General features: G+C 69.1%; 1 protein-coding gene. It reads right to left on the bottom strand.

Annotated features, from left to right (window positions below; translation table 11 throughout):
- The coding region (locus IG94_RS39585) for a phosphopantetheine-binding protein (RefSeq protein WP_043485810.1) at positions 1-204 on the bottom strand (204 nt) is incomplete at both ends.

Here is a 204-nt window from a genome sequence, read left to right as displayed (position 1 = left end):
GGTACGTCGCCGATGCCGGCGCCGGGTTCCTCCGTGACGGTGGTGTCGGTCTCGGTGACGATCTCGGCGAGTGCCGCCACGGTCCGGTGCTCGAAGACGTCGCGTACGGACAGTTCGAGTCCGGCCCGTCGGGCGCGGCTGACCAGCTGGATCGACATGATGCTGTCGCCGCCGAGGTCGAAGAACCCGTCGTCGACGCCCACT

Source organism: Streptomyces olivaceus, assembly GCF_000721235.1.
Lineage (GTDB): Bacteria > Actinomycetota > Actinomycetes > Streptomycetales > Streptomycetaceae > Streptomyces > Streptomyces olivaceus.
The sequence above is the reverse complement of the archived record's forward strand: the minus strand, read 5'-3'. Positions and strand labels throughout refer to the sequence as shown.